Origin of the sequence: Emticicia sp. TH156, assembly GCF_002855535.1 — a bacterium.
Taxonomy (GTDB): domain Bacteria; phylum Bacteroidota; class Bacteroidia; order Cytophagales; family Spirosomataceae; genus Emticicia; species Emticicia fluvialis.
This window is the reverse complement of sequence record NZ_PKRS01000005.1, coordinates 12,576-35,498: the sequence shown is the minus strand read 5'-3', so window position 1 is coordinate 35,498 and position 22,923 is coordinate 12,576. Positions and strand designations below refer to the sequence as shown.

The following is a 22,923-nucleotide window of genomic DNA, read 5'->3' as shown; positions in this document are numbered from 1 at the left end:
AAAACATAATAAAGATTAAAAAAGGCAATAATATGATAAGAATACTACACGTAATAGGCGGAATGGACAGAGCTGGTGCAGAAACAATGGTAATGAATGTTTACAGAAATATAGACCGAACCAGAATACAGTTTGATTTTATTTACTTTAAAGCAAAAGCCTGTGATTATGATGAAGAAATACTAAGCCTGGGTGGTAAAATTTTCAGGATTGTGGAGGGGAACCCGGCAAAGAATTTCTTGAAACTGGTATCGTTTTTCAAGCAACACCCGGAGTATAAAATAGTACACTCGCATACATTGTTAAATATTGCAGTTAATCTGCTTGCTGCAAGACTGGCCAAAGTACCGGTCAGAATCGCACATTCTCATAATACACAAAGCCAATTAAACGGCTCTCTGGTTTATCGCCTTTATCAGGCTGCCTCCATCTATATCATTAATAAAGTTGCAACCGAATTTATAGCCTGCGGTTATGATGCAGCCAAATTTTTATTCAGAAAAGACACAAAATACACTTTAGTACATTACCCGATAAACGTAAACGAAATTTACTCAATCGGGCTGAACTACCGAAATTACATAAGAGACCAATTTACCATACCAGCCAATGTGCCCATTTACATTCAGGTAGGTAGATTAGAAGAACAAAAAAATTATTTTTTTACAATAAAACTCTTAAAACACCTGAAAGAAACCAGAGAGGATTTCAGATTTTTTATCTTAGGCAGAGGGATTTTAGAACAGCCAATCAAAAAGAAAATTGAGGAATCCGGATTGGCCGACCATGTAATAATGCTGGGTGTAAGAAGCGACGTATTGAAAATAATGGCCGGGGCCGACGCAATGCTTATGCCATCTTTTTTTGAAGGTCTGCCGGTTACTTTGGTTGAAACCCAGGCAATTGGGTTACCTGCCCTTATATCAGACGCCATTACAGAAGAGGTTGACCTCGGGGTTTCGCTGATTCACAGATTAAGCCTCGACGAAAAAACAGAAGTTTGGGCAGATAAACTACTGGCGCTTCAACGAGAAATTCCCCATAAAAAAAATACGCAGGTAATAATTGACAAAGGCTATGATGTACAGTATGCCGCAGCGTTTTTTACAAATTTATATCTAAAAAACTCAATTGAATGAAAAATTTAACCTGAAAAATAAATGAAACGAAAGCACTTCGGTTCATTCATTAAATACAGGTAATCAACCTACTTATCAGACCTCATTGTCTTCTTAATTTATATGATGACTCTGAGGTCTTCTGCTTTATCAGCAAAATTAAAGTTATTAAACCAGCCTATGAAAAAAATTAAAAATAATTTGCGAAACCAATTAGTTGCACATAAATTTGCAACCGTTCGGTTTCATACGTAACTTTGAATCTGAAAAAGCGCTTCGAATCTGTCTTGTGTTTTATTTAGTATCTTGACAACGGCTTTAGCGCCTAGGCAGCTAAAAAAGAGCCAAATTAAAATGGCCACAGAAAAGGCGGTGAGCTTTGTAATAAGATCATTACAGAAAAAAACGCAACAGATAAATGAAAAAACAACTTGAAAAGATATTTTTAACCATACAAAAATTGAAGAATAATGAGACAAAACCTGACATTTGATTTTACAGTAAACAAAGAAAACAATACAGTTGAGGTAAAACGCGAATTTGCCGCCGACCTGGACCTGGTGTGGGAGGCCTGGACCAACCCGGCAATATTAGACCAATGGTGGGCGCCCAAACCTTACAGGGCAGAAACGAAGTCGATGGATTTCAGAGAAGGGGGACGCTGGCATTATGCCATGATAAGTCCGAAAGGCGAAAAACACTGGGGCGTAAACGACTACCTGACCATTGAAACACAGAAAGGTTTTTCTTGCATGGATGCGTTCAGTGATGAAAACGGAAACATAGACCCTGACTTACCCAGAACGTACTGGAACAACGATTTTAAACAAACCGGCAGCACCACTTTTGTAACCATTAATGCCCGCTATAACAGCCTCTCAGACCTTGAAAAAGTGATAGAAATGGGCTTTAAGGAGGGTTTCAGTATGGCACTTGAAAACCTTGACCAATACCTGGAGGCACAGTTTCTGCTACGCCGGCAAAACAAAACCAACACTAAGGCAAGGGTTTGCACGTACCTTAACTTTGCTGGTAATACAGAAGAAGCTTTTTTGTTTTATAAATCTGTTTTCAGAACCGAATTTGTCGGCAAAGGCATTCAGCGGTTTGGCGATATTCCGGCAGCACCTGGCAACCCACCTGTAGCAGATGCCGTAAAAAATATGATTCTGCATGTAGAATTACCCATTACCGCCCATCATATACTAATGGCTACCGACGCACCCAAAGAAATGGGTTTTAATCTTACACAGGGCAACAATATGCACATTAGCATTGAACCAGACACCAGAGAAGAAGCCAAACGAATATTTGATGAACTGTCGGCAGGTGGCGTTGTCTCCATGCCTTTAGAAGATATGTTCTTTGGAGCTTACTTCGGGTCATTTACAGATAAATTCGGCATAAACTGGATGATTAACTACCAGAATCAGTAAGCACTTACCTGCCCCTCTGTTGTTCAGCAACTACTGTTGCCGCAGAGGGGCATTTAATTTTAACAACAGCACATAGCCTCGCCGGTTTCACCCCCTCAGATTGTCTATCCTCCCCCCTGTCAAAACGCGAAATCTCTGCTATATTTACCAATAAAAACCTATGCGAAAAATTATAGTTACTGAGTTTATAACGCTTGATGGCGTTGTGGAAGCCCCCGGAGGTGATGAAACCCCGCACCCGCATGGTGGCTGGCAGGCCCGCTACAGAAGCCCGGAAGGCGGAAAGTATAAAATGGACGAGCTAAAAAGTGTAGATGCACTTTTGCTTGGCAAAAATACTTACAGCGGGTTTAGTAACTACTGGCCTACCCAAACTGGTAACGATTTTGCCGACAGCATGAACCACTACCCCAAATATGTGGTATCTGCAACCTTGCCAAATGCCGGTTGGAACAACAGCCACATCATTAGAGATATGGCAACTGAACTGGCGGCGCTCAAAAATACCCAGGGCGGTAATATACTGGTTTATGGTAGTGCCACGCTGGTAAAAAGTTTGCTACAACATAACCTGATAGATGAATTACACCTGATGCTGATACCCGTTGTAGTGGGCGGAGGGTTGAAGTTGTTTGATGACAACCTGCAATTAAGAAATTTTTCCCTTAGCCGCTCGCAGGCATTTGAAAACGGAGTAGTAGTATTAGAGTACCAATTGCTGCCATAGCTTAGCAGGTTTCAAAAAACTTAATTATATGTGCAACGGCTTATAGAACAGTCATTTCGTTTTCGTAAAGGCAGGTTCATTTTTATGACCGTGGCAGCCGGGCTATAGTTGCTTCTCTAAATTTTTCTAATCATAAAACTGCAGGCCTTTGGTTACGCCATGCCGGCAGTTTTACCAGATAAAGCCCAAGCCCTTTTACCTAGTAATTATTAAGAAAATATTAATAATTATTCTTAGACAAATTCAATTCGGTGCATTAATTTTGTCTGGTATTATTACTAATTCTATTATTTAAACGTACAATGAAAAACCTAACCATCACCACATCTGCCTTAGCCATCAGGCACAGCCATTTTCTGCTTTTACCTCTAAACATCTGTATTAATCCTGCCTGAAAAACAGATTTATCGGTTTGTTTACAAATTACCTATCAGCAATAATACCCGCTTAAAATTGCGGTTGTTTCCAGACAACCCATGCTTATGCTCGCCTTATTGCCGCTGATAAGGGCTTTACTCTGTATCCGTATTTCAGTGTTTACGTGTCTGTCTTTTTTTTTAAAGACAGGGCTGCTGTGTACCCCTTAAAAAATACGAGCTTATGTCCAATCCTAAATGTAATTGTAAAAATGCAGAAGAAAACCACTAAAATTCCTTTGTCTATTGTTACCCTGACCCTTAATAACCAGCGGACACTGGATAGCGTATTAAAATCTGTTGCAGACTGGGCCGACGAACTGCTGGTGCTTGATTGCGGCAGCACCGATGAAACAGAATCGATTGCACGTAAATATGAGGCCAATTTCTTATATCGGAAATTTGACAACTTCGGAAAACAAAAAGCCTATGCGGTTTCGAAAGCTAAAAACGACTGGGTTTTTATTGTGGACTCTGACGAGGTAGTGAGTGATGAGCTGCGCGAAGAAATTCTTGATGTTTTTCAGAACGCCAGCTTTGAGGGCTACATGATACCCAACACGTTGATATTTCTGGGTAAACCCCTGCGTTATGGGCGCGAATACAAAATGCCGCATCTGAGGTTGTTTAACCGTAAACACGGCAACTATAACGACAAGGAGATACATGAAGATGTGATTCTGAACGGCAAAAGAGGCTCACTTAAAAACCATGTACTGCATAACAGCTATGCCGATGTAACGGATTTCCTGAACAAAATAAACAACTACACCACCAAAGGAGCCGTTGAATTGCACCGGGCAGAGAAAAAAGTCTCGGTATTCAACATCATCATCAAGTTTCCGCTGAAATTTTTTGTAGAATATCTGTTCAGACTAAACTTTCTGAACGGTTACCGTGGTTTTGTGTGGTCTTTCGGGCAGGCATTCGGGTCTACCATGAAGTACATCAAACTTCATGAAATTAATCAGAACAATTTTAAATCCCGATACTGATGTTATTTATTTTTCCAGCCCTGCTGGTAGCAGGCGCCCTCTGGCTTTACCTACTTGATGCCTCTGGCAGAGGTATTCCGGTATTAATGTATCACAAGGTATCGCCTGAACACGCCGACGACCTGACCGTAACCACAACCCAGCTGGAAGCGCACCTGCAATACCTGCAGGCCAATGGCTACCATATTTTGCCAATGCAACGCCTGCTTACCTATATAACCACCGGCGAAGCCTTACCTGCCAAGCCGGTTTTTATTACATTTGATGACGGATACCTTAGTAATCTGCATTATGCATACCCTTTGCTTCAAAAATACAAAGCCCCGGCCACTATTTTTCTGCCTACCGCCTACATTAGCCAAACAAGCAGCTGGGACCATAAAGCTGATGATTTAATGAATCTCGACCAGCTAAAATCGCTTGATGAAACACTTGTTTCCTTTGGCTTGCACTCGCATTTGCACCAGAGTTATCAGGCCTTGAGCTTAGACGAAATAACCACAGACCTGCAACAGAACTTAGGCTTTTTTAAAGACAACGGCTTATCGTTTTTGCCGGTATTTGCTTATCCGTACGGAAAAAGGCCTAAAAACCGAACCGTGCTGAAGCAAATGAAAGACCGGATGCAAAATACGGGCGTTGTTGCCGCTTTCAGAATTGGCAACAGACTGAACAGGTCTATGAAGGATGTATATGAATTACAGCGATTGGATATAAGAGGAACAGACACCCCGGAGGCGTTTCAGAAGAAATTGAAAGGAAGAGCAAAACTGCCTTTTTGATATTCAAGCCTGAATGGTTTGCAGTATGGTTAATCAAAAAGCACGTGCTACTTCGTGCTTTTTGATTAATTTTTGGCCCTGTTGATGTTAAACCGTTTGCAGATATAGCTTTTCAAGCTCGTTGGCGGTTATGTCGGCGGCGTGGATGACCGACACCAGGTTACCTTCTTTCATGATACCAATTCTGCCGGCTACTTCTTTGGCTCTGAAAATATCGTGCGTGGCCATCAGAATAGCCGTGCCGCTTTGCGAGAGTTCTTTCAGTATCTCCGAAAATTCGTTCGAGGCTTTAGGGTCCAGGCCGCTGGTGGGCTCGTCTAACAATAAAACTTTGGCTTTTTTGGCAATTGCAATGGCTATACCTACTTTTTGGCGCATTCCTTTAGAATACCCCCCTACCCTTTGTTCATGAGCAGTTTGCTGCAAACCGGCTTTGCTTAAAAAAGTACCGAGTTGCTCTTTTGAATAGCTGAACCCCGCCAGAGAAGAAAAAAAGCTCAGGTTTTCTATACCTGTCAGGTTAGCATACAGCATTACGGTTTCGGGTATGTAGGCCAGGTCTTTTTTGGTTTCAGTTGCGTGGCCCACAACCGACTTTCCGTTAATGAAGGCATCGCCCGAGGTGGGTTCAATAAATCCTAAAAAACAATTAATGGTGGTGGTTTTACCTGCGCCATTCTGCCCCAGCAGAGCAAAAACCTCGCCAGGTAAAATAGTTAGATTAAGCTGATTGAGTGCTGTGTGCTCACCGTATTTTCTGGTTAAGTTGGTTGCCGTTAGCATAGATATCTTTATTTACAGAGAATGATTATTTGAATACAATTTTTTAAAATTTCTTTGCGCCCACAGCAGGCAAAGCCCGGCGGCAATCAGTAAAGGCAGCAGCACATTTGCCCACACTACATTTACCTGGTCATGAAAGTACTCTAACTTAAAAGCCTGCCAGTTTTGCTTTAGCACTGGCTCGTTGTTGAAAATCTTCGGGTAGAAGTACAATTTTCTGCGTTCGTGAAATTGCTCCAGTTTGTCGGCAAAATTCATATAGTTTTTCATGTCAGACAAACTCAGTGAATTGAGCATCAACTGGGTATGAATGGTAGGCACAAACCAGCTTACAGCCAGGCCTGCATTGTTGCGTTTCTGTAGTTTTTCTTTCAAAGCTGCTACCTGCGTGGCCGACTCGTCGTCTCCCATTTGTTGCATGGCATAATACCAAAGCCAGCTGTAGTCGGCGCCGGGTGGATGGGTGTAGTTACTGAATTGCGGATAATGCCTGTGAAACTTTGCAATGGTAGGTTCTTTGGGTTTGTCCCATTGGGTATGGTAGCCGTCGCGGCTTTCAAGAACCGTGCTGAAAGCCTCCGGCACCGGATAAAGGCTGGCAATAGCCGCATTGACAGATGCCGGAATAACGATGGTAAGTAAAACCCATGAGATAAGCAGCATGAGGGCATTCTGACTTGAATTTTTTTGAAAAGACACCACCAGCCAGACCAGACAAAACCAGAAGCTGACGTATAGCACCGCACTGACAATAAAAGCGCCAAAAGCGGCATTGGGCGGTATAGATAAATAGAACCATGCAACCAGCAACAGCAGCAACAGCACCAGTAGCACACTGGCATAACGGATACCCATTTTGGCACGGAGCAGCTTTGCGGGCGAAGCCGTCTGGCTCAGCACCAGGCTCCAGGTGCCCTCTTCTTTTTCTTCCGATATCAGATTAAAACCAAATGCGATAATAACAAGCGGAAACAGATAAATGAGTACAAAACTGAAATCAAGATTACCGATCAGCTGGTACATGGGGTTCATGAGGTCGGTATTATACTTTTGTTCCTGCAGGCTTCTGATGGTTACGCTAATTACAGCCGGGTTGATGTCTCGCTGCCCTACAGATAGCCCCGACAACGGCGTGCCAGGATTGGCCAGACCGAAACGGACATAGTAAAGCAGCAAGCCCATTTCTTTGTTAACGTTCTGCACGTAACGGTCTATGTTTTCCTGTTGATAATGCGCTGTTTTCTCAATGATTTGGCGGTTTCGTTCCAGAAAATGCTTTCCTATATACAAACTAAGCAAACCTGAGGCAAACAATATAAAAAGACCGGTAATAAAGCCTCTGGACCGTAAAAAGTTTTTTATTAGCAGGGCTGTCATATTAAAAGGCTTTAAAGTGTTTTGAACTGATTTTTATGAGCAGAAATAAACCTGCCGCCCATAAAAGGATTGATAAAACTGAAATGATTTCGTTGCTGAAAACCCTGGTAAACGGAGGGAATCTATGCGTAAAATCCGGAAATTCTTCCCAATACTTATGGCTGATAATGGCTCTTTTATCGGCAGAACTCTTAACCTTGTTGCTAATGTGCTTTATCTGTAGCTCGTTAAGCGTTTGTGCCATTTTGTACCGGTAGGCTTCAACCTGATTCTGGAAATCGTTATAAGTGGCATAGTCTGTACCTGCCAGCGCCATTGAAAGGTTTTTAATAGCTATAAATGGGTTAAGCAAGGCTGTTATACGCACCGCATTCTGTTGTTTTTCATAAATACCAACCAGTTGCGCCTGATGCCTGCCGTAGGTTTCGGCACTGAGGCGTTCGCCTTCACGCATGACGTATCCGCTGTAATTAAATGGCAGCTTATGAGTTGAGTCTACCCCATAGGCTGTCAGCAACGAATCTTTCAGCGCTTTATAATGAGGGTCGTTCGGATTATGGCTGTCTCCGTGTTTAATCAGCTCTGCTTCAACGGCCGTATCAAACGCTATCTTGGAAGGCGAAGGAAACAGACTCTGCCCGGCCACTTGCGACACCTTTGGCAGTATAAGCGTAAACAACAACCAGATACCTATCAGCTTTATTAGTGCCGACTTGGCATTTTTGCTTTTGGCAGACACATAAACTGCCAGTAAAGCAATTATAAAGCAATAAATGGCATAGGCAAAACCCAGCACTGCAAAACGCCACACTGCCTGCGGCAATTGCCAGGTTTGCTCATTGATAATCATCAGCAGCCCGCCAGCTACAAAAGCAGGCACAAGCACGCATAATGACAAGCGAAACAGCCCCAGCGCCTTACCTGCTACAAGCTCGGGCCAGCTGATGCCCTGCGTTAATAAAATGCGTAAGGTGCCGTTTTCTCGTTCGCGGGCAATCAGGTCAAAGCCCCAGAAAAACAATAAAAGAGGCAGCAACATTTGTAGAATAAGACCGGCTGAAATTTCGCCAAACCTCAACAAACCATTTGAAAGGCTGGCTTCAGAGAAATTGACGGTATTCTGGCGGTGCGCTTCTAAAAAAACGGCATTGCCCAGGTAACTGTCCATGCCGGGGTCAAAGAAACTTAAAGGAAATTTCTGTCTGAAAACCACATAGCCATAGTGTGCCATCCGGTGCGGGTGTTTGTCGGGGTTGTTTTCCCAGCGTTCGCGCACCTCGTGGCTAAAATCATTTACCGCCGTTTGCTGCCTGAGCATGTGGCTGTAGCCCGACAACAGGGAGGCCAGCAGCATACAGTTAAAAATAGCAATCAGAATAAGCGTGCTCCGGTTTTTTATGGTGCTCTTCCAGACCTGCGCCGAGAGTATTTTTATAATGGGGTATCGCATAATTTATAGATTTTTCAGCAATTTCTGATTCGGTTACATTGCATTTGCGCGTGTATCAAAAAGCATAAGTTGCCGTTAACATGAAGTTTCTGGGTGCCCCCGGAAACAAACGGGTGTAATTTTGGGCGCCTATCCAGTAAGTTTTATCAAAAACATTGTTGAGGTTAAGGGCCATCTGAATATTACTTCTGGCTGGCTTATAATAAACGGCGGCATCAACGGTAGCAAAACCAGGCACTTCAAATGCCCTGCTGAACCACGGGATACGGCTACTTTGTGCCTGCAATCCAAGGCCTACGCCCAGGTCTTTCAGCGCCGACGCACCACCGAAATTGAAGCGGGTCCATAAGTTACCGCTATGGCGCGGAGTATTCTCTTTGCGTTGGCCGATCAGTTTTTCATCTTTGTCCATTCTTATTACGGCATCTATAAAACTATAAGAGGCATTGATTTGCCATTGTGGAAGGATGTACCCCGCCACATCGGTTTCAAAACCACGGCTGCGGTCGGCACCGCGTTGCACCAGCAGGTCGGGGTTGGCGGGGTCATTGGCACTCATCAGAATGTTCTTCTGGTTAATTTCATAAACAGCTGCACTTAAAGTAAAGCGGCTGCCCCCCAATGTAGATTTTAATCCCAGCTCTTTCAGGTCGCTTATCAGCGGTTTAAACTGAGCTGCCGACTTGTCGGTTCCAAAGTAATTACCGGTGCTGGGCATTAACGTAACCGTGTTAGACTGCGGCTGATACCCTTTGAGATACGTAGCGTATATGTTTACGCTGCTGCTTAGCTCATAGGTTAAACCCACACGCGGTATTAAAGCCGTGTTTTTAAATGAAGCTTCTTTGGGTGCATTGTAGTTGGTTATGTCTTGAAACCATTCGTTTCTGAGGCTAAGCAAGGCCGCAAACTTACCGGCTTTTATTTGCTCCTGCGCATAAAGGGCATTTGTACTTGTAAGCGCAGCCGGAAGCGCCGTACGGACGTTCATAACGTAATCGTTCAGGTTTCTGATGGTATAAACCGGATTGTTGAGGTCGAAATAATTGACGTTGGGTTTAGGCAGGGTTTTGCCGTCTATGGTAGTAGTCTGATAATTGGCTGCATTGGCTACCACAAAGCTATTGCTTGTGGTACCGTCTTTGAGCAGAAACCCTCGGGCCGAGTTCTGGCCGCCACCTTTCAGTTTATACCAGTTTTGCAGGTCATAGCCTAACACCAGTTTGTGCGTGGTTTTGCCGAGGTCAAAATTCAAATTAAAGTAAGCATTCAGGTTATCGGTGTTCCAGTGCTGTTTGCGCTGCAGCAGTTGCATCATAACCAGACTGGTAACGGGTGCACCGCTGATATCGGTAGCAAAAGCGTTGGTAGTGCGGTGCTCCTGGAGGTCTTCTGTCCAGGTTTGTTTCATATAAGCCGCATTAAAACTGATATGCTGACTAAATTTATGTGAAAGATTAGCGGTCAGAATCAGTTCTTTCGATTTAAAGAAGTCGTTAGGTGCACCCAGATTAAGGCTTATAGGCGTGCTATTGAGATTTGTTTTACCGGCTACGGCGCCAAAAATCGGCTGGCCTCTGTCCAGGTTGCCAATCATGTTGCTGAAAATCAGCTCCGTATTAATGGCGGTTCTGCTGTTGGGAATATAGCTGAAAGAAGGCGAAACAAGCACTGATTTATTGCCGATTAAATCGCGGAAGGAACCAGCCTCCTGATAGGCCGCATTCAGGCGGTAAAGCAAGGTTTTTGATTCATTGAGCGGGCCGGTGAAATCAAGCGTTCCGCGAAGCGTGCTGAAACTACCTGCACTCAGGCTTAACTCTCTTCTTTTCTCTGTCAGCGGCTTTTTGGTTATCATATTAATACTGCCACCGGGGTCAACACTCGAAAACGTAACCGACGCAGGACCTTTCAGAACCTCTACCCGCTCTATATTGGTGGTTAGTGGCTGTAAAAAATAATATTGTCTGGTGCGCATACCGTTGATAATCTGGCCTTCTTCGTTCTGGCTTATACCTCTTATATTATACTGGTTATAATAACTGGACGGAATAACCCCGCTTGCAATTTTAACGGCATCAGCCAATTGAAAAGCCTGTCTGTCGGCTATCAGTTCTTTGGTAACCGTACTCATGGCCTGCGGCAGCTCTTTATTTTTTATGGCAATTTTTGTAGCCGAGAAGCTGTAATCGCTGGTATAGTCTTTTCTGGCGCGCCCTACAATTTCAACATCCTGTAACTGGTTGGCAGCCGGCAAAAGCAGCACGTTAAAGGTTTTGTTTGCATTGCTGAGGGTACCTTCCACTATTTGGGTATCGTACCCAATTGAACTGAACACCAGTTTAAATTTTCCGTTGGGCAGGTTTTCAAAAATAAACTCCCCCTTACTATTGGTGAGTGTCCCCTTTTTAGCCGCCCCGACCTCCAGATTGACAGTAACACCGGCTGCGGAAGTCTGGTCTTCATATTTCACCAGCCCTTTTATCTGGCTCTGCGCCCGGCTGCTAAAAGTGGCTCCCAAAAAAAACAAGGTAAAAAAGAGTAAATGTTCAGGTTTCATTAATGATTAAGTTTTGTGTAAATTCAAAATTCTTGTTTTGCAATATTGTTGCAAATGTACACATGATTTTTGTTTTTGCAATAATGTTGCAAAAACAAAAGCCATAAAAATCTTAGTCGGCCCAATACCTGATGCCCATTTGTGGCATGGCATATAACCGGTTTACAAAGACCTAAAAGGTGTAACTGCCGGATATTTAAGAGACGCACTACAAAACCCGATGTAAAGTAGTTATCAGCAAGGGTTGGCCATGTTTGGGCAGCCAGCCTGAGGGGATGAAAACCTAAACCGCTATCTTTGTACTGAACGAAGGAGTGACTATTAGCAGAACACGGATAATGAAATTGACAAAGTAGAATAGAGTTACGTATATCTACTATCGGCAGCTTCGTTTAGAGCCGCGCATTTAGTCTGATTAGCCTGAATAATCAAAAAATCCAACACTTTAAAACCCGCTTTTGCAAATGACAATCAGAAAAACAAAACTTATCTCCTGTTACGGTTCAGAAGGTTATAGCATCTTCTGACGCCTGGTCTTTTTTATGTTCTTTAAGCGTTAACGCTCTCCGGTTTCGAAGATTCTTATTCGATAATCCCCGATAATCATCGGGCAGGCATTGCCATGCCTTATTTGTTCATATTCATTTTAACACTAAATCAAACACGCAGGAAATTCAATGAGAAAAAGTCTGCATTACTCCTGAACGAGTAATGGCGTTAGTGCAAGTTTTACTATTACACAATTTTTTAAACAAAATCTTTTGTTGAATGAAAAACAAACTCCTACTCTGGCTGCTATGCCTTCCAATGATGGTAGTCGGCCATAAAAAAGATTCTCTCAAAACTGAAAGAACAAAAATTCTGAGCACCGTTTTTTCAGATGCTGACGACAGAGCCAAAAAGTTTCTGCCGCAATACGCTCCGCTTTCTCCGAACGCATGGAGTTTTCAAAAGTTCGGAGATTACCAGGTAAATCTGGCTACAGGCATACCAAGTATTTCCATCCCAATCTTTACGGTGCAAAATGGAAACTTATCTATGCCTATTACTTTAAACTACCATGCAGGAGGTTTTAAAATGAGTGAACAGGCGTCATGGGTTGGCTGGGGATTTGCTCTTGATACCGGAGCATCCTTAAATCGTACCGTTCAAGGTACAAGAGACGATGATGGTGGATATTTAACCAATCCCATTACGGTATCAAGAGATTTTTGCTACAACAGTAACGATTTTAACTATGGTCAAAATGTTTTAAGCAATTATATAGACACCCAACCCGATATTTTTTCGTACAGCTTTCCATCCAAAAGTGGTAAATTCATTTTAGGCCAGAATGGTGATTCACCATTTAAAATACCTAATTACCCCATCCAAATTGCTTATGAAAAGAATCCTAGTCCTAATATTTTTAGTACATTTCACCTGATTAACGATGATGGCGTAACCTACACATTTGGAGATACAGAAAGCCAAACTGTCACGGATGCATCCGGCCAAAGAAGTTATATAAGTAGCTGGCTTTTAACCAAAGTTCGCTCTGCTAATTCAGATGATTTTATCGACTATTCTTATCAGGATGGCGGATCTCAGTATCTGAGCGAAAGACAATGGGTGAGTTCAGTGATTTATAATGCTTCACCTCAAACAGGCGGATATTATACAAATAGCAACGTTTTTGATCCAACATATACAACTGTTGGTACCTCCATTGGTCAGCGTAATCCGTATAAAATTACGTATGCTAACGGAGAAATAGAGTTCATTCAATCAAACGCGGGAGAAAGACTTGATTTAACCAGTAGCAGATTTTTAAAACAAATCAATGTCTATAATTACGAGAACGGAGTCAAGACTTTATTCAAGGTCATCAAGTTTACCTATTCTTATTTTTTGAATGGCAGTACAAATGCCCGCTTGAAATTAGATAAAATAACTATCACCGACCAATTGAGCACAACCGTTGAAGAATATCTGTTTAATTATTGGAGTAATACTATTTCATGGAATCAAAACACCGATAATGAGAAAAAGGATTTTTTTGGCTACTATAACGGAAAGCCTAATGCGCATTTAATACCTGTTGCCAGTTACAATAACCTTTCGATTATCGGTGGAGCGGCCGACCGTTCAACGGTAGATACTTACATGAAAGAAGGTGTACTGAAACAGATTACCTATCCTACTAAAGGCTATACCGAATTTGATTATGAAACCAACAAGTACAATAACGGTGTAAGTAATGTATTTGGAGGTGGTTTAAGAGTTAAAAGTATCAAAAGTTTTTCGGGGGGGAATACTACATTAAAACGATATCAATATAGTAGTAGCGAAGGGGAAGGTGTAGGAAGGTTAACCACTTACTGGACCCTTGCAACGGCAACAGCACCTACTATACAAAGCCTCTTTTATCGTGATGCGGCCGGAACATTTAATTCCACTGCCACGCAAGCCTCTTTTACTCAAAGTGGTGGAGCTGTTGATTTGAATACAATGGACGCAGCTCCTATTTATTACACCACCGTTACCGAGTTTTTTGAGGATGAAGCAGACCAACCAAAAAACGGGAAGAATGTATATACTTTTGATTTTCGCCAGGACCTGATTATCAATGCACCAAATTATACATCTCGTGATGTACAACCATGGAGAAGAGGTAATTTGCTTACCAAAACCACTTACGACAAAGACAACAATATAGTAGCCACTCTTAACAATAGCTATCAGGAGTTGCTTACTGCTACACGTACAGCCGCTGGTTTTGTAAACACACCGTATATACATCAAGGCTCAATCTCTAGAAGTACCACTCCATGCCCTACTACATTTTTACAGTCGGCTACTGGAGTTTCCGGCAATTTTCCTGAAATGGTCTATGCGGCAGTCACTTACAATACAGGCATCAATCTTGTAAGCACTGTCACCAATCAGGTTGATAATGTTGCCACCACGCAAACAACCACCTATACCAATGAATTATACACTGCCCAAATACAGACAAACGATAGTCAAACGGGCAATAGCCGCACTGAATTTTTTAAATACCCTTCAGACCCGGCCTATAGTTCAGACCCGGTTGCTCAGGAAATGTTAGTTAGAAACCAACGTAATCAGGCTTTGGAAACAGAGCTGAAAGAAACCATTTCTGGTACAACTAGCACTATCTACAAAGAAAAAAAGGTGTTTGACATATTCCCGGGAGCCAATCCAAGAGGATACACCAGTAACGTATTACTTAAAGAACTTTGGTCGGCACCAAAAGGAGGAACGCTTGAAAAACGAGCCACGTTCACCAATTATGCCAGCAATGGAAATCTTTTGTCTTATGCAGTTGACGATATGCCCATTTCTTTGGTATGGGGGTATAATGATGCGCTTTTACTGGCCGAAATAAAGAATGCCACCAAGAGCCAGACTGATGCCGGGTTAAGTGCTGCCGGAATTACGGCAAGTAGCATGAGTGTAACCGACTTGTCAGCAGGGCAATTGAGCCAATAACAAAGTTTACGTAGTGCCTTGCCCAATGCCCAGGTTTCCTGGTACAGCTATCGGCCACAGGTGGGGCTAAGTGGTATGGTAACCCCCAATGGATTAGTTAGTCGGTTTACTTATGATAAATTAAATCGCTTACGCACCATTAAAGACCATAACGGATATTTAACCGATTTATATAATTATGTATATGCCACAACCATCCCGACAGCTTGTACTACTCCTAATGCGCCAAGTATTGGTGTTACTTCTACCAGTACTTGTTCGGTAGAGTTAATGGCCTCAGGTTGTGCCGGAACAGTCAATTGGTCGAACGGAGCAGTAGGTACTACTATTCAGGTAAGTACAAAAAATAGTGCTACTTACACCGCTACCTGTACTGTTTCAGGTTGCACGAGCTCCTCATCCAATGCTATTACAGCGCCTGCTTTGCCTACTGGCTGGACAGCACAGCAAATCGGGACTCCTCCGATAGATGGTTGTGTAAGAGAAAATAGCGGCACCTGGACACTCAGAGGAAGCGGCAATACTTATAATACCACTGACAATTTCAATTATGTCTATAAAACTCAGTCGGGCAATAATGTAATCGTTGCAAAAATTACGAGTATGTCACTTAATACAGCAGGCTCACGCACAGGCGTAATGCTTCGTAGCAGTACCAGTCCGACGGCTGATTACCTGCAACTTTTCTATGATAGCGGTACTCAGTACCTAAGCTTTTATGAGCAGAACAGTAGTGGCGGTGATAATCCTATTGCCTGGCAAGCTACCACAATTCCTTCATGGATAAGACTCAAGAAAGACGGTACAGCTATATCGGCATGGTATAGTCAGTCTGCCAACCCGGCATGGAATAATGATGCAGATTGGACACTACTTTCCAGTGTAAGCTCAAGCCTTTACAATGGGTCGTATCTGTTAGGCATTATGGCATATAACAATGCTTATGGCAGCAACAGCCTTATTAATGAATCTCAACTTACCAATGTTTCCACTAATTCTTTGTCAGGCTGTACGCCTCCTAGTGCCCCAAGCATTGCTGTTACTTCTACCAATTTGTGTCAGGTACAGTTAACGGCTTCAGGATGTGCCGGAACAGTCAATTGGTCGAACGGAGCAGTAGGTACTACTATTCAGGTAGATACCAAAAATAGTGTGGCTTATACGGCAACCTGTACTGTTTCAGGCTGTACTAGCTCCTCATCCAATGCCATTACTGCGCCTGCTTTGCCTAGTGGCTGGACAGCACAGCAAATCGGGACTCCTCCGGTAGATGGTTGTGTAAGAGAAAACAGCGGAACCTGGACACTCAGAGGAAGCGGCAATACTTATAACACCACTGACAATTTCAATTATGTCTATAAAACTCAGTCGGGCAATAATGTAATCGTTGCAAAAATTACGAGTATGTCACTCAATACAGCAGGCTCACGCACAGGGGTGATGCTCCGCAGTAGTACGAGTCCGACGGCTGATTACCTGCAACTTTTCTATGATAGCGGTACTCAATACCTGAGTTTTTACGAGCAGAACAGTAGTGGCGGTGATAATCCTATTAGCTGGCAAGCTACCACGATTCCTTTATGGATAAGACTTAAGAAAGACGGTACGACCATCTCGGCCTGGTATAGTCAGTCTGCCAACCCGGCATGGAATAATGATGCAGATTGGACACTGCTTTCCAGCGTAAGCTCAAGTCTATACAATGGGTCGTATCTGTTAGGCATCATGTCTTACAACAATGCTTATGGCAGCAACAGCCTTATTAATGAATCTCAACTTACGAATGTTGCCACTTATTCTTTGTCAGGCTGTACGCCTCCTGGTGCACCAAGCATTGCTGTTACATCTACCAGTACTTGTGCGGTACAGTTAACGGCTTCAGGATGTGCCGGAACAGTCAATTGGTCTAACGGAGCAGTAGGTACTAGTATTCAGGTAGATACCAAAAATAGTGTGGCTTATACGGCTACCTGTACTGTTTCAGGTTGCACGAGCGCCTCATCCAATGCCATTACAGCGCCTGCTTTGCCAAGTGGGTGGACAGCACAGCAAATCGGGACTCCACCGGTGGATGGTTGTGTAAGAGAAAACAGCGGAACCTGGACACTCAGAGGAAGCGGCAATACTTATAACACCACTGACAATTTCAATTATGTCTATAAAACTCATACGGGCAATACGGTAATTGTGGCAAAGATTACAAGCATGTCAGCCAATTCACCAGGTACACGCACAGGGGTGATGCTTCGTAGCAGTACGAGTCCGACGGCTGATTATCTCCAGCTTTTCTATGATAGTGGTACTCAGTATCTGAGTTTTTATGAGCAGAACAGTAGTGGCGGTGATAATCCTATTAGCTGGCAAGCTACCACGATTCCTTTATGGATAAGACTCAAGAAAAATGGTACTACCATAACAGCATGGTATAGCCAGTCTGCCAATCCGGCATGGAACAACGATGCAGATTGGACACTGCTTTCCAGTGTAAGCTCAAGTCTTTACAATGGGTCGTATCTGTTAGGCATCATGTCTTACAACAATGCTTATGGCAGCAACAGCCTTATCAATGAGTCACAACTTACCAATGTATCCACTAATACTTTTTAAAAAATGAAGAATCTACATAGATATATCTTTTTTATAGCATCGGTTGTTTTTTGCCCCCCTTCAAAAATCTGGGGGCAAACCATACCGGGCGACAGAAATGCTGTTATTCATAGCAAATTCAGGGTTGCCACAACTACTGAAGCTGATGCAACAGACCCCGCCAAGGCCCTTATTAATATTGGCTATGCCGATGGTTTAGGGAGAGATGTACAGACGATTGGTTATCAACAGTCACCTACCAATAAGGACATCGTAAGCAATGCTGTTGAATTTGATAAATACGGGCGTGTGATTCGTACCGCATTAGTTGCACCAACCAGTAGTACTACTGGTACATATCAAAATAGTGCTTTTAGCCTGGCGAGCTCTTTTTATGGAGATAGTTATGCCTTTTCGGCCACTACCTCTTTTGATAATTCACCTTTAAACCGGGGCCGTGAGCAATACGGCGCCGGCAATGCCTGGCGCACAGCAACGAAACGTGTACAAAGTTTTGATGAAGCGGCCGGAACCGATGTGAGGTATTATTATCTGGACGGAAGCGGAAACATTATTTTATCCGGTAATTACCCCAATAACAGCTTGTTTAAAAAAAGAACCATTGATGAGCAGGGACATACGAGCATCGAGATAAGTGATACAAGAGGCAGGTTGATTCAAAAGCAAATACAGGACGATACAGGCTTTATTACAACTTACTACCTCTATGATGGAATGGGGCGGATTGTAGCAGTTATACAGCCGCAGGGTTATGAGCTGAATACCGGTATTCTCAAAAACTCGGCAGAGTGGCAAAAATGGGTGTTTGGATATGAATATGATTACCGCGGACGAATGCACCTAAAACAAGTGCCTGCAGCAGGTGATGAATACATGGTTTATGACAAATGGGATAGATTGGTGTGGTCTCAAACGGCCTTACAAAGAGAAGCGGGTAAATGGACTTTCTATAAATATGATGCCTTTAACCGGGAGATTATACGAGGAGAAAAATCAGAAAGCCGTGGCCTGGCCGCCATGGAAACCGAAGCCTGGGCATGGGCAGGTAGCCGTTACGAGAGCCGAACTACTTCGGGCATCTATTACAGCTATTCTAATGGTTATCCGCAGTTATTTACGGATGCTGACATACGTCAGATTACCTATTATGATAATTACACCGACTGGGTTCCGGCTGGTATGGCGTTTGCCAATGGGGGAACGGCTTTTCATACGCAATACACCGAAGCGCAAGGCTCCATGGTAGGTTCACGCAGTAGGAGCGGTGTAAACAACAACTGGCTGGTTTCAGTGTTATATTATGATAACAAAGGCCGGGCTATTCGCACGCTTTCACAGAATCTCTTTAGCCAGATTGAGCAGTTGGATACCGAGTATAACCAGGCCGGAGAAATCTTGCAGGTTAAAAAAATACATAAAAATCAGAGCGGCACTGCCACCACAGAGATTACCCAGAATGAGCTTGACCATACTGGCAGAGCTAAGAAGGTTTTTCACGGCATAGGTATTACTCCGATAGAGGTTGTAAGAAACACCTATGACGAAATAGGGCGTTTAACCCGAAAGAAAATTATGCCCAATAACACCTATGTGGCCAGCGGAACGAATATTGATGGATTACAAACTATTGATTTAGCTTACCATTTAAGAGGGTCACTTCGGGGTATCAACTTAGATAATTCAGGAAACGCCGTTCCTAACAGCAGTGAAGGTGATTTGTTTAGCTATAAGCTGGACTACGAAACGGCCGGGTTTTATGATGGCAATATCGGTAAACAATACTGGCAGGGTGTAAATGCATCTAATGTAGCAACAGGAATCAGAGATTATACCTTTGCCTATGATGCTGCAAAACGTTTGGCTAGTGCCAGTTATAACATTGTGAATGGAGAAAATTATTCACTATCGGGTATCACCTACGACAAAAATGGCAATATTAAAACCTTAAATCGTAAAGGTAAAAGCGGAACGCCGCCCGTTGGCAGCACATTTGGAGATATCGATATACTTAATTATAATTACAACGGTAATCAGTTAAATCAGGTTACTGATGCGGTTAGCGGTGACCACGATGTGGATTTTGTACCGAGAGGCAGTGGCAATTATACGTATTATACCGATGGAAGCCTGAAAAGTAATGAAAATGAAGGCATAACTTTGATTCTGTATGATACGTATCTGAAACAACCCAAAGAAATACAATTGACCGGTGCGAGAAAGATAAATTATTACTATGATGGCGCAGGTGCATTGCTGAAAACTGTTTACTCAACAGGTGAATATTGGGAATACGCAGGCATTATTTATAAAAACGGGCAGCCTTATCAAATGCCTATTCCGGAGGGTAGAGCCGTTTATGTAAGTGGAGCATGGCAAAATGAATTCTTTTATACCGACCATTTGGGTAACACCCGTGTAGCCTACAAAGCAAACGGTACAGCACTAACCAAGACCTCTGAAACATCTTTTGACCCTTGGGGAGTTGTGTTAAAAGATGCGGGATTAGTGAATACTTTCCAAAATAGATTTGAATATCAAAATAAAGAAAAGGAAAGTACGTTTAATTTGCGAAGAATTAGCTTTGGTGCCAGAACTTATAATGCAAGTATAGGGAGGTTTGATGGGGTGGATGTGTTGGCGGATGAACCGGAGCAAGTAGACAAAGGCCCTTACACCTACAACTGGAATAACCCTATAAGAAACATTGACCCAGATGGTAGAGCTGTTACTCCGCTTATCGGAGCTATTTTAGGTGCTGCTGTTGAATATGGAACCCAAGTAGCGACTAATGCCTTAAAAAATGGGAAATTGGATTCGGATGCATTTACGAAAAATATAAACTTTACTGCTATTGGCCTCGCAGCTGCAGAGGGTGCGGCAACTCAAGGTGCATCTGCAGGCAGAAAACTTTTAGCAAAGGCTGCTGTAACTGTTGCAAATAATGTTGTTTCTGTTGGTATTGATGATAATGGACAATTTAAAGGCACTGTAGAAACAAATGGAGCGAATGTTGTTAAAAATACAGCCCTTGATGCCATGTCTGACTTAGCAACAGGCGGAGTTTTAAATCCAATAGTAAAAGGGAAAGCAAGTAATGTGATTAAAAAGGCAGCAGGTTCAGAAGGCAATAAACTTGCAAGTGGCGTAAAAACAATTTTAAGAAAATCAGGTGTTGATATAACAAGGAAAGTAAATAATACTGTAAAACAAACATCTAAAAATATTGTAAAACAAGTGCCAGAAAAAATTGGAGATGCTGCAGAAAATACAGTAAAAATTGTAACTAGTAAACCTAAAGATGAGATTAAAGAAAAAGGAAACTTCTAAACGCAACAACTTCTCCTTAAAGTTTTACTTTGACTTGCTAATCGTAATTTTGGTTGTAGGTTATCCAATATACTTTTTGATTAGAAGCGGGGTGGCTAATTATCAGTTAGCAAATGAAGGTAAAATTGTAAAAGCCGTTGTTATAGATGAAAGGAATTACGTAGGAAAGACTCCTGGTGAACATAGGTTCTTTTACTCCTATGAGTTTATTCTTGATGGGAAAGCATACAGAGGTAACACTAGGAATACCCGGTATCACATTGGAGATAGTGTTGATGTCAGATATTCAATCTCTAATCCTTCCTTTAATGAGATAGTAAAAGATGAGGAATAGTGTCATTTTCTCTGAATTGCTTTGACACATTAAGAATGAGCATTTAGTTTAAGGCCATCCAACAGATTATTTATTGGATGGCCTTTATTAATGAAATGATGATTAAACCGACCCTGCCCCGAACCAATTTGAATATCAAAATAAAGAAAAGGAAAGTACGTTTAATTTGCGAAGAATTAGCTTTGGCGCAAGGACTTATAATGCAAGTATAGGGAGGTTTGATGGGGTGGATGTGTTGGCGGATAATTACTATTCTTTATCTCCATATAACTATGTAGGGAATAATCCTGTTAAGAATACAGACCCAACAGGAATGTCTTTTAAGGGTTGTGGTAAAGATGGAGAAGATATAACCCCTCTTGAAATAAATGGTCATTATGCTTATATCGGGACTTGCCCTACTTGTCCTAATAGTAAAGAATATGATATTTATAGGGATAATAAAAGTTTATTTACTTACGATAGTCCAACAGGTATAGTTTATAATGGAGAAGGAAGTGCTTCAGTTACAGCAAAGCGCTGGACTAGAGAAGACGAAGTAGCTTATCAGTTTGTCCATAGTTTCCAATATAATCCTCATGATGATAGAGACTACGGAGCTTGGCTGCCTCATGGTTTTGGGTTACAAGGAGGCGTCTCTTTAGGTGGTGCAGGTATGAATTTTTCTGGTTACGGCGGCTTATATTTTGATAATTATGGTGTTACTACTTACGGAGGGTATGAATTTAGTATGGGGAATGGCCCATTAGTTCCAGGAATATCAGTTAGTAGTATGGGGTATTTGAGTGAATATTATAATACCTATATTGGCAATATTGGTGCTTTTTATGGAAACTCTAAAACTAATGGAGCTTATTTAGGCCCACTGAGTGTCTCAATTTCTGAGTCAGGCGAGTACGATTCTAAGGGAGCTCTACAAGCTGCTAAATCAGGCGTAAAGTCATATGGCCTTGGTTTTGAATTTGGAAGTAAATCTTTTGGGAAAGGACCAATTCCACTTGGAGGGATGTTTACTTCAGGTTCAAATACCCTCCTTTATAAAACTTTTGATTATAGAAAGAGACCAACTAAAATAATATGAAAAAGATAACTGTAGTTTTCTTAATTGCATTAACCAGTTGTAGAATTGGGAATAATTGCTCTGAATACAATTCTACTTTAAAAGCCCAGGAATTTAACATTAAGATTGATTCCCTATGGCAAGATGGTCCAAATAGGATGTGGGTATTTGAAAATGCAAAAGAGAAAAAAAGATTTATGGATGACGGTGTCTATCAATTGTATCGTAAGACTAACAAAGGTGATAGGATAGTTAAAAAGAAAAATACTTTAAGCATTACACTTTATAAAAATGACAGTAAAGATTCAGTAGAGGTTTTTAGCTTTGAATGTAAAAATAGTACTATTTATTACAATGGAGTGCCAACCGATTAAGAAGCTAATACTAATGGGGTTTAGTTAGGTGAATCCGTTGGCGGAAATATCAGAATGTCTCATCCTGAAATAAGTTGACTAA

14 protein-coding genes and 1 pseudogene are annotated in these 22,923 nt (G+C 42.2%); 11 read left to right on the top strand and 4 right to left on the bottom strand.

What is annotated here, in order from left to right:
• Window positions 1–32: 32 nt before the first annotated feature.
• From C0V77_RS10525 to C0V77_RS10505, 5 genes are all read left to right on the top strand, one after another.
• Window positions 33–1,139 (top strand): glycosyltransferase, encoded by a 1,107-nt coding sequence (locus tag C0V77_RS10525; protein ID WP_101726329.1) that lies wholly within the window; start codon window positions 33–35, stop codon window positions 1,137–1,139.
• A gap of 449 nt (window positions 1,140–1,588) precedes the next feature.
• Entirely contained in the window at window positions 1,589–2,554 is a 966-nt protein-coding gene (locus C0V77_RS23530) for an SRPBCC domain-containing protein (protein ID WP_101726328.1), read from the top strand.
• A 160-nt stretch (window positions 2,555–2,714) separates the two neighbouring features.
• Window positions 2,715–3,281 carry a dihydrofolate reductase family protein gene (locus tag C0V77_RS10515; RefSeq protein ID WP_101726327.1) on the top strand — a complete coding sequence of 189 codons (567 nt, stop codon included), beginning with the start codon at window positions 2,715–2,717 and terminating at the stop codon, window positions 3,279–3,281.
• A gap of 628 nt (window positions 3,282–3,909) precedes the next feature.
• Window positions 3,910–4,692, top strand: a complete 783-nt coding sequence (locus C0V77_RS10510; protein WP_101726326.1) for a glycosyltransferase family 2 protein — start codon at window positions 3,910–3,912, stop codon at window positions 4,690–4,692.
• Window positions 4,692–5,474, top strand: coding sequence for a polysaccharide deacetylase family protein (locus C0V77_RS10505; protein ID WP_101726325.1), 783 nt, complete (start codon window positions 4,692–4,694; stop codon window positions 5,472–5,474). Before C0V77_RS10510 ends, C0V77_RS10505 begins: the two co-directional genes overlap by 1 nt.
• 87 nt (window positions 5,475–5,561) lie before the next feature.
• On the opposite strand, the gene C0V77_RS10500 is transcribed toward C0V77_RS10505, so the two are convergent.
• From C0V77_RS10500 to C0V77_RS10485, 4 genes are read right to left on the bottom strand one after another with little or no spacing between them, the layout of a single operon-like run.
• Complete coding sequence (locus tag C0V77_RS10500) at window positions 5,562–6,257, bottom strand: ABC transporter ATP-binding protein (protein ID WP_101726324.1); 696 nt, start codon at window positions 6,255–6,257, stop codon at window positions 5,562–5,564.
• Between the two features lie 12 nt (window positions 6,258–6,269).
• On the bottom strand, window positions 6,270–7,634 hold the full coding sequence (locus C0V77_RS10495) for a DUF3526 domain-containing protein (RefSeq protein WP_101726323.1): 1,365 nt from the start codon (window positions 7,632–7,634) through the stop codon (window positions 6,270–6,272).
• 1 nt (window position 7,635) lies between these two features.
• A complete protein-coding gene (locus C0V77_RS10490) occupies window positions 7,636–9,084 on the bottom strand; it encodes a DUF3526 domain-containing protein (RefSeq protein ID WP_101726322.1) in 1,449 nt (482 codons plus the stop codon).
• 55 nt (window positions 9,085–9,139) lie between these two features.
• Window positions 9,140–11,644: a TonB-dependent receptor gene (locus C0V77_RS10485; RefSeq protein WP_101726321.1), complete on the bottom strand. Its 2,505-nt coding sequence runs from the start codon at window positions 11,642–11,644 to the stop codon at window positions 9,140–9,142.
• A gap of 768 nt (window positions 11,645–12,412) precedes the next feature.
• Between C0V77_RS10485 and C0V77_RS10480 the strand changes: the two genes are divergently transcribed.
• From C0V77_RS10480 to C0V77_RS10455, 6 genes and pseudogenes are all read left to right on the top strand, one after another.
• On the top strand, window positions 12,413–15,139 hold the full coding sequence (locus tag C0V77_RS10480) for a hypothetical protein (RefSeq protein ID WP_101726320.1): 2,727 nt from the start codon (window positions 12,413–12,415) through the stop codon (window positions 15,137–15,139).
• Window positions 15,140–15,157: 18 nt separating this feature from the next.
• Window positions 15,158–17,746, top strand: coding sequence for a hypothetical protein (locus tag C0V77_RS10475; protein ID WP_143706063.1), 2,589 nt, complete (start codon window positions 15,158–15,160; stop codon window positions 17,744–17,746).
• Between the two features lie 3 nt (window positions 17,747–17,749).
• Entirely contained in the window at window positions 17,750–21,073 is a 3,324-nt protein-coding gene (locus tag C0V77_RS10470) for a DUF6443 domain-containing protein (RefSeq protein WP_101726318.1), read from the top strand.
• Window positions 21,045–21,407 (top strand): DUF3592 domain-containing protein, encoded by a 363-nt coding sequence (locus C0V77_RS10465; RefSeq protein WP_101726317.1) that lies wholly within the window; start codon window positions 21,045–21,047, stop codon window positions 21,405–21,407. Before C0V77_RS10470 ends, C0V77_RS10465 begins: the two co-directional genes overlap by 29 nt.
• A 127-nt stretch (window positions 21,408–21,534) precedes the next feature.
• Window positions 21,535–22,488: pseudogene (locus C0V77_RS10460) on the top strand (RHS repeat-associated core domain-containing protein); the annotation flags it as partial.
• Window positions 22,485–22,841 (top strand): hypothetical protein, encoded by a 357-nt coding sequence (locus C0V77_RS10455; RefSeq protein WP_101726316.1) that lies wholly within the window; start codon window positions 22,485–22,487, stop codon window positions 22,839–22,841. The pseudogene C0V77_RS10460 and the gene C0V77_RS10455, both read left to right, overlap by 4 nt.
• Window positions 22,842–22,923 lie beyond the last annotated feature (82 nt).